Source organism: Gemmatimonadota bacterium (genome assembly GCA_039715185.1).
Classification (GTDB): Bacteria; Gemmatimonadota; Gemmatimonadetes; order Longimicrobiales; family RSA9; genus DATHRK01.
The window spans coordinates 1-6,997 of record JBDLIA010000123.1; the positions used below are offsets into that span (position 1 = coordinate 1).

Below are 6,997 nucleotides of genomic sequence, written 5' to 3' on the forward strand. Positions count from 1 at the left end.
TACGCGTTCGCCAGGGTCGCCGGACAGCTCGGCGACAGGGAGGCCGTCCTGGAGCACCTGGGGAAGGTAGCCGCGGCGCGGGATTTCTCGCTGCAATGGGCCACCAGGGAGGTCTGGTTCGATTTCCTCAGGGGCGACCCCGAATTCGAGCGGATTCTGGGCTCGGCGGGGCTCCCCTCCAGGTCGCCCGACGCCGGCTGAGCCACTCCCGCGGCCAGCCGGTCACGGGGCCGCGGGTCTCTCCCGGCGCTCATCCAGGCTCACGGCCCCGGCGCCCTGGAGGGCCACGAAGATCAGGCCTCCGATGATCATCAGCCCCTTGCCGAAGCTCTCGCGTTGACCTTGGCGCACGATGCCCTCGAAAGTCCAGAAGTCATGCAAGAGGAACGTCACGGGCACCAGGTAGAGCGCCAGCGCGACGGCCACCCACCGCGTTCTGGCGCCCGCGATCAGCAGCGTGCCTCCGACCAACTCCAGCACGATTGCCGCCCCGAGCAGGAGCGCGGGAAGCGGGAGTCCATTCAACTCCAGCCAGCCGACCATCATCGTCCAGTTGGTCAGCTTGTAGATCCCGAAGTCGAGAAAGGGCAGCGCGATCAAGAGGCGCCCAGCGAGAGGCCCATATCGCTCCAGCTTCGTCATTGCATCACCTTGCCGATGTGTCGGGGCTAACCACGTCGCGAATGTCGATCGGAGAGTGGCGGGGAGGCGGCGCAGCGAGAAGGAGGGGAAAGTGAGCGGTATATGAGCGCGTTTTCGACTTCTACAACTTGTTACGAAGCAGTTAGATAGGCGATCTGTGCGGAGCTCGCCCTAGGTCTCGGACCTGGCCCCGCGCGACGTCGGCGGCGTAGACTGCCGCCCTGTGAGCACGCTACCGAACGCCGCTACCAGGCACGTCTTCGCCCGCCTCCGTCGGGCGACACCCCTGATCCTGCTTCTCGCCGCTTGCGCGGGAGACTCCGGCGACCGCCCCGAGGAGTCGATCGATGACGAGGCGGCCGCCGACACGTCCGTCCAGCCCGCGCCGGCGCCCCCGGAGGAGTCGGGCTCCGCAACGCTACCCGCGGACCGCGTGCGGGCAGACCCCCCGCCGCCTGAGATCTACTACAGCCTGGACGAGTTCGACTGGTACCGGCAGGCGCTGCCGATAGTGCACGAGGGCGCCGCCTACCAGGGGCTCGACACGGTCGTGGTTCTGTCCACGCTGGAGCTCGACTCGCTGGGCCGCTTCGGCGGCGTCATGTACTGGAGCCGACCGTTGGAAGCGCCGGACACGTTGTACGTGCCCGTGTTCGAGGGGTACTGGCTGCCGTTCGCGCGCATGGGCGCGGATCCTTGAATTCTCCGAAATGGCTGCCGCCACCGCGCCTGGCGCCGGGCGCGCGCGTGGCGCTCATCGCACCCGCCGGGCCGGTGACGGAGGGGCGCATCCGGCGGGCCCACGCTCGGCTGCGCCGCTGGGGGCTGGACGGCGTCGAGGGCAGCGCCATCCGCCGGCGCGCGGGCTATCTGGCCGGCAGCGACGAGGAGCGGGGCCGGGATCTGGAGTGGGCGCTCGCCGCCCCGGAGCTCGACGCCGTGTGGGCGTTGCGCGGCGGCTACGGCACCATGCGCCTGTGGTCGCGCGCGGACTTCGCGGCGCTGCGGCGCCGACCGCGCGCGCTGATCGGCTTCAGCGACAACACGTCCTTGCACCTGGCGGCGGCGCGCCAGCGCGTCTTCTCGTTCCACGGCCCGCACGCGGGCGCGCAGCGGCTCTCCGCCATGGCGACCGCCTGCTTTCGCGCGGTGCTGTTCGACGCGGCGCCGGCGGGGGCGCTGCCGCCCGCGCGCTCCGGGGCTGAGCCCGCGGGACTCGTCGGGGGGGCGGCCGAGGGGCGGCTCGCGGGCGGCAACCTGTCGCTGCTCGCGGCCGCGGTGGGCACGCCGTGGGCAGCCGCGTTCCGCGGCGCGATCGTCGCGCTCGAGGAGGTGGACGAGCCCGTCTACCGGATCGACCGGATGCTGGAGCAACTGATCGTGTCGGGCAGCCTGAAGGGCGCGCGCGGCCTGGCGCTGGGGCGCTTCACCAACGCCACGGGTGGCGGCCGCGGCCGGACCCTGGCGACGCTGCTGGAGGAGTTTGCCCGCCGGCTGGAGGTGCCGGCGCTGGGCGGCCTGCCTTTCGGCCACGTCGACGACACCTGGACCCTCCCGCTGGGCGCGCGCGCGCGCCTGGACGCCGATCGCGGGCGCCTGGAGATCCTGGAAGCCGCGGTCCGGTGAGCCGGCCGCGTGAAACCCTCCCCGGTTACGGGGGTTGATGCCGGCGTGACGACCCGTATCTATACGCGCACCGGCGACCGCGGTGACACCGGCCTCTTCGGGGGCGGGCGCGTCCCCAAGGACCACCCACGGGTGGAGGCTTACGGGACCGTCGACGAGCTGAACGCCGCGCTCGGGGTCGCGCTCGCCGCGATCGCCGACGGCTGGGTGCGCGAGTGCGTTGCGGGCGTGCAGCCAGACCTGTTCGTGGTCGGCGCGATCCTGGCCACGCCTCCGGCGGCTCCGGGGAAGAGGGCGCCGAGCGTGCCCGCGCTACCCGATGAGCGGCCGGCCGAGTTGGAGGCGCTGATCGACCGCGCCGAGGACGACCTCCCGGAATTGAAGGCGTTCGTCATGCCGGGAGGCAACGGCGGAGGCGCCGCGCTGCACCTGGCGCGGACGGTCTGCCGGCGGGCCGAGCGCCGGGTGGTCTCGCTCGCCGCCGAGGCGGAGGTGCCCGAGGGCGTGGTCGTCTACCTGAACCGGCTCTCGGATCTATTGTTTTCGCTGGCGCGCCTGGAGAATCGCCGTGCCGGCAGCCCGGAACGGGAGTGGCTACCCGAACGGGACTGAGCCCAACGTCGCGCGCCTTGCCCGGCGCGCAATCGAACGAACACTATCCGGTCGCACCGACCGACCTGGATTTCGGGAGTCTGCGATGCCGTATATCATTGCCGAGCCGTGCATAGGGACCAAGGACGCCAGTTGCGTCGAGGTCTGCCCGGTGGACTGCATCTACGAAGGCGAGGATCATTACTACATCCACCCGGACGAATGCATCGACTGCGGGGCGTGCGAGCCCGAGTGCCCGGTGACCGCGATCTTCCCCGACACCGACGTGCCCCCCGAGTGGACCGACTACATTGAGAAGAACCGCGCGCACTTCGACTGACTGCCTCGGTCGATCGCACCCCGGCCGCTGGACGCTCGCTCCGGCGGCCGTTGTGCTCGTCGCCGCGTGCGGTGGAGGCAGGCCCACCCCCATCGACGGATCGCTACCGAGGTCGCCCGCCGCCGCCGAGATCGAAGCTACGCTGAGCGCCTCGGCCGAGGCCTGGAATCGCAAGGAGCTGGACGGCTTCATGGAGCCCTACCTGCGCTCGCCCGATCTCACCTTCAGCGGTTCGGGCGGCGTACGCCGCGGCTTCCAGTCGGTCATGCAGCGTTATCGGACGTCGTACTTCGAGGCGGACGTCCCGCTGCCCGGGCTGCGCTTCACCGACCTGGAGACCTTCGACCTGGGCAGGGACCATGCGCTGATGCTCGGGCGATACATCCTGCTGGATCCCGAGTCCGATGAGCAGATCGACACCGGCTACTTCTCGCTGGTTTGGGTCCGGACGCGGGCCGGTTGGCGGATTCTCCACGACCACACCTCGGCCGCCGAGTCCTGAGCGGCCGCCCAGCGGCCAAACTCAAAGACACTAAAAAACCCCGTCTCCGCTTCCTGGAGAGGGGCGATAGCGGGGTTTCGCGCCGGTGGGAGGAGCCGGCGTTCCGTGCGCGTTTCGGCTTAGAAGCCGGCCGCGCGGATCGCGTCGAGTTCTGCGTGCGTGACGGCGCCGTCCTGAGTCGACTTGGACTCTTCGGGACGGTCCGGCCGCTTGGTCACCAGCAGCGTGACCACGAGCGCGCCGATCGTCAGCAGCTTGATCCTTGTGTCCACGTTGTTCTCCCGAGTGAGGCCTGGCGGGCCTGCCTCCGCACAGTCCCTTCGCAATCGAAGGGTCTCGCGTTTCCTTCATACATCGGACGCGTAACGAGCCCGTCGCGTCACAACCCGGCCTCTACTACCCACAACGCCCCACTACGGCCCGTAATGACGGGCGATCGGGCGATGGAGTGACGGCGCGCCGTGTTCGTGGTAGTGTTGTGCCGCCGCGCTCCGGCTACCGGCGGCGGCTTCGACCTTGTTTCGGTACCTACAACGCGCACAGCCATAGCCATGCACGCAGCCAAGCCTCCGTCTCACTCCGAGACGACAATCAGCGAACTCATGATGCCCAACCAGGTCAACAACCTGGGGCACGTGTTCGGCGGCGTGGTGCTGTCCATGGTCGACCGCACGGCCGCGGTGTCCGCCATGCGCCACGCCGGCAGCCCGTGCGTGACCGCGTCCATCGACCGGGTCGACTTCCGGCAGCCCATCTACGCGGGCGAACTGGTCACCTGCCACGCGCGGGTGAACTACGTGGGCCGCACGTCCATGGAGGTGGGCGTGAAGGTGGTCGCCGAGAACCTGCTCACCGAGGTGCGGCGTCACACCAACACCTGCTACCTGACGTTCGTGGCGATCGACGAGAATCACCGGCCCACCCGCGTGCCACCGCTGGACCTGGTCGATGACGACGCGCGCCGCCGCTTCGACGAGGGCCAGCTGCGACGCCGGACGCGGCTCAAGCTTCTCGAGCGACTCGGGCAGAGCGAAGACTGAATCTCCAGGAGAAGCCGAACATGATAGTAGTGGGAACCCAGGCCCCCGACTTCACGCTGATGCGGGAGCCCAGGGAGTTCGTCAACCTCACCGAGGCCCGCGACGGCGGCGCGGCCGTGATTCTCTTCTTTCCGTTCGCCTACAGCTCGACGTGCACGGACGAGTTGTGCGCGATGGCCAAGGACTACGCGCGCTACGGGGACTTGGGAGCGTCGGTGTTCGGGATCAGCGTCGATTCGCCCTGGGCCAATCAGCGCTTCGCACAGGATCTCGACGTGCCGTTCGCGCTCCTGAGCGACTTCAACAAGGAGGCATCCGCGGCTTACGGGGTGCTGACGGACATGGGCCCCTTCAAGGGCGTGTCGGACCGGACCGCCTTCGTGATCGCCCCCGACGGCACCGTCGCTTGGAACTGGAAAGCCCCGAATCCCAGCGTCGAGCCTCCCTACGACGAAATCGAGGCCGCGCTGGAGTCGCTGTAGGCCGGCTTTCCGCGCCACGCACCCTCAGCTCACCCCCACGCGCCCCTTCGTCGACTCGATCAGCTTGGTCGGGTCGAAGCCCACGCCGTGCTTGAAGACGATGCGGACGTTGCGGATCACCGACGCGTCGCCCGACAGGTCGCCCTCCAGGACCAGCACGTCGGCCAGCTTGCCGGCTTCGACGCTGCCGATGTCGCCTTCCTCACCCAGGATGAGAGCTCCGTTCAAGGACATCGCCCGAACCGCCTGCACGGGCGATAAGCCGGCCTCGATCAGCAGCTCGTAGTTGCGCTGGTCGCCGAAGCCGTGGATCACGCCTCCGGTGCCGGTCGGGTCGACGCCTCCTGCCAGCACGCCGCCCGCGTCGAAGAATGCCTTCTCGAATTCCATCGCCTTCTGGAACATCCCCGGCGTGAACGGCCAGTTGGCGTTGGCCTCTACCTGCTCCCTGAACTGCACGTAGGCGTCACGGATCTCGTCCGCCAGCAGGTCGAGAGTGCGCTGATCCATGACCTCCGGACGATCCGGAAAGAACGGCTCGATCACTGCGAGCGTGGACGTCATCGACACGCCGTTGTCGACCATCTTGCGGATCAGGTTCTGCGCCCGCTCGCCGGTCGCGTCGCCCCTGGAGCCGATCGAGATCATGCTGTTGGACGGGCACTGATCCGGCTGCTTGCCTTCGATGAAGTCGCTGGCGGTGAGGAAACCGTGCTCGATGTTGTCGATGCCCAGGTCCACCGCCTCCTCGAAGGTGACCGAACAGATGTGGCCGGTGACCCGCAAGCCGCGCGCGTGCGCCTCTTCGATGGCCGCGCCCAGCGCGGCGCGACTGATGTTCGTGTAGGCCTTGATCCAGGTGGCGCCCTCGTCCGCCCAGTAGCCGACGAACCGGCGCGCCTCCTCCTCGTCGGCGACCGTGGCCATGTAGGTCACGCCCGCCGCGGGCCCGGTGATGTAGGGAGCGGTCACGTGGATCCGCGGACCGACCGCCTGTCCCACGTCGATCGCGGCCTTCATGCTCAGGTCCGAGTACGGCGCCTGGCTCCCGGTTGTGCGGATCGTAGTGACGCCCGCCCCGAGGTAGAGGCGAGGCGCGCTGAACTGGAGCTGCGCGCGCCGGCCGCCTCCAGCGTAGAAGAGGTGGTCGTGCATGCCCACCATGCCCGGGATGACGGTGTGGCCGGGCAACTCGTGCACGTCCGCTCCTTCGGGGATGTCGACGTCACCGGAGGCTCCGACGGCCGCGATGCGACCGTCCCGGAGGACCACGGTCTGGTCGGCGACGGCGTCGGCGCCGGTCCCGTCGATGACGGTCACGCCCACGAGCGCGACGACCGGCGAGGACACGGAGACGTATTGGCGCGTGTCGGCGGATAGCTGGTCGGCCGACTGCGCTGCGGCCGGAGTGGCTGGCACGGTTGTGGTCATGCCCAAAACCGTGGCGGCGAGAATCAACCGGAAAGAAAGCGCAGACCTGGATCGCATGGTGGTGCCTTTGGCTACTTGTGAGCTAACCCATCCACCACACGCCCCCGCCCCGACGTCGACCGTTGAGATGACCCGGCCGAAATCGGATTGGCAGACTAATGCGCGACGCCGAAGCCGGCCAGAACTGGGGACGGACTGGCGCGCGGGGGGCGCGAAGGGCGTAGGACGAGGAGAGGTGGCCCGGGAGGAGGCTCGGGAGGAGGCTCGGGAGCTACCAAGCGCGGTGATTCGCTGTGAGGTCGGACTCGCTCGGCCAGGCACACCCGCGCTCTGCCGGGCGCAG

At 69.1% G+C, this 6,997-nt stretch carries 11 protein-coding genes; 8 read left to right on the forward strand and 3 right to left on the reverse strand.

The window, feature by feature from the left end:
* A partial coding sequence (locus ABFS34_15225) for a hypothetical protein (protein ID MEN8376778.1) occupies positions 1-201 on the forward strand: 201 nt, incomplete at its 5' end.
* 21 nt (positions 202-222) lie between these two features.
* Here the strand turns inward: ABFS34_15225 and ABFS34_15230 are convergent.
* Positions 223-642 (reverse strand): DoxX family protein, encoded by a 420-nt coding sequence (locus tag ABFS34_15230; GenBank protein MEN8376779.1) that lies wholly within the window; start codon positions 640-642, stop codon positions 223-225.
* Between the two features lie 223 nt (positions 643-865).
* Here ABFS34_15230 and ABFS34_15235 point away from each other — a divergent pair, with 223 nt between their 5' ends.
* The 5 genes from ABFS34_15235 to ABFS34_15255 all read left to right on the forward strand — a co-directional run bounded on the left by ABFS34_15235 (position 866) and on the right by ABFS34_15255 (position 3,701).
* Positions 866-1,342, forward strand: a complete 477-nt coding sequence (locus ABFS34_15235) for a hypothetical protein (GenBank protein ID MEN8376780.1) — start codon at positions 866-868, stop codon at positions 1,340-1,342.
* On the forward strand, positions 1,339-2,268 hold the full coding sequence (locus tag ABFS34_15240; protein ID MEN8376781.1) for an LD-carboxypeptidase: 930 nt from the start codon (positions 1,339-1,341) through the stop codon (positions 2,266-2,268). Before ABFS34_15235 ends, ABFS34_15240 begins: the two co-directional genes overlap by 4 nt.
* A gap of 45 nt (positions 2,269-2,313) precedes the next feature.
* A complete protein-coding gene (locus ABFS34_15245) occupies positions 2,314-2,880 on the forward strand; it encodes a cob(I)yrinic acid a,c-diamide adenosyltransferase (GenBank protein ID MEN8376782.1) in 567 nt (188 codons plus the stop codon).
* 85 nt (positions 2,881-2,965) lie between these two features.
* A complete protein-coding gene (locus ABFS34_15250) occupies positions 2,966-3,199 on the forward strand; it encodes a ferredoxin (protein MEN8376783.1) in 234 nt (77 codons plus the stop codon).
* A gap of 52 nt (positions 3,200-3,251) precedes the next feature.
* Complete coding sequence (locus ABFS34_15255) at positions 3,252-3,701, forward strand: nuclear transport factor 2 family protein (protein MEN8376784.1); 450 nt, start codon at positions 3,252-3,254, stop codon at positions 3,699-3,701.
* A gap of 119 nt (positions 3,702-3,820) precedes the next feature.
* Here ABFS34_15255 and ABFS34_15260 read toward each other — a convergent pair whose 3' ends face one another.
* Positions 3,821-3,973, reverse strand: a complete 153-nt coding sequence (locus tag ABFS34_15260; protein MEN8376785.1) for a hypothetical protein — start codon at positions 3,971-3,973, stop codon at positions 3,821-3,823.
* A gap of 330 nt (positions 3,974-4,303) precedes the next feature.
* Here ABFS34_15260 and ABFS34_15265 point away from each other — a divergent pair, with 330 nt between their 5' ends.
* Positions 4,304-4,741, forward strand: a complete 438-nt coding sequence (locus ABFS34_15265) for an acyl-CoA thioesterase (protein MEN8376786.1) — start codon at positions 4,304-4,306, stop codon at positions 4,739-4,741.
* A gap of 20 nt (positions 4,742-4,761) precedes the next feature.
* Positions 4,762-5,223: a peroxiredoxin gene (locus ABFS34_15270; GenBank protein ID MEN8376787.1), complete on the forward strand. Its 462-nt coding sequence runs from the start codon at positions 4,762-4,764 to the stop codon at positions 5,221-5,223.
* 24 nt (positions 5,224-5,247) lie between these two features.
* Here the strand turns inward: ABFS34_15270 and ABFS34_15275 are convergent, their stop codons facing one another.
* Positions 5,248-6,654 carry an amidohydrolase family protein gene (locus tag ABFS34_15275; protein MEN8376788.1) on the reverse strand — a complete coding sequence of 469 codons (1,407 nt, stop codon included), beginning with the start codon at positions 6,652-6,654 and terminating at the stop codon, positions 5,248-5,250.
* Positions 6,655-6,997: the final 343 nt, after the last annotated feature.

Excerpts from the sequence above, each read along its gene's own strand:
- ABFS34_15250 (MEN8376783.1), top strand. The coding sequence starts at position 2,966 with ATGCCGTATATCATTGCCGAGCCGTGCATAGGGACCAAGGACGCCAGT.
- ABFS34_15265 (MEN8376786.1), top strand. The coding sequence starts at position 4,304 with ATGATGCCCAACCAGGTCAACAACCTGGGGCACGTGTTCGGCGGCGTG.
- ABFS34_15275 (MEN8376788.1), bottom strand. The coding sequence starts at position 6,654 with ATGACCACAACCGTGCCAGCCACTCCGGCCGCAGCGCAGTCGGCCGAC.
- ABFS34_15270 (MEN8376787.1), top strand. The coding sequence starts at position 4,762 with ATGATAGTAGTGGGAACCCAGGCCCCCGACTTCACGCTGATGCGGGAG.
- ABFS34_15230 (MEN8376779.1), bottom strand. The coding sequence starts at position 642 with ATGACGAAGCTGGAGCGATATGGGCCTCTCGCTGGGCGCCTCTTGATC.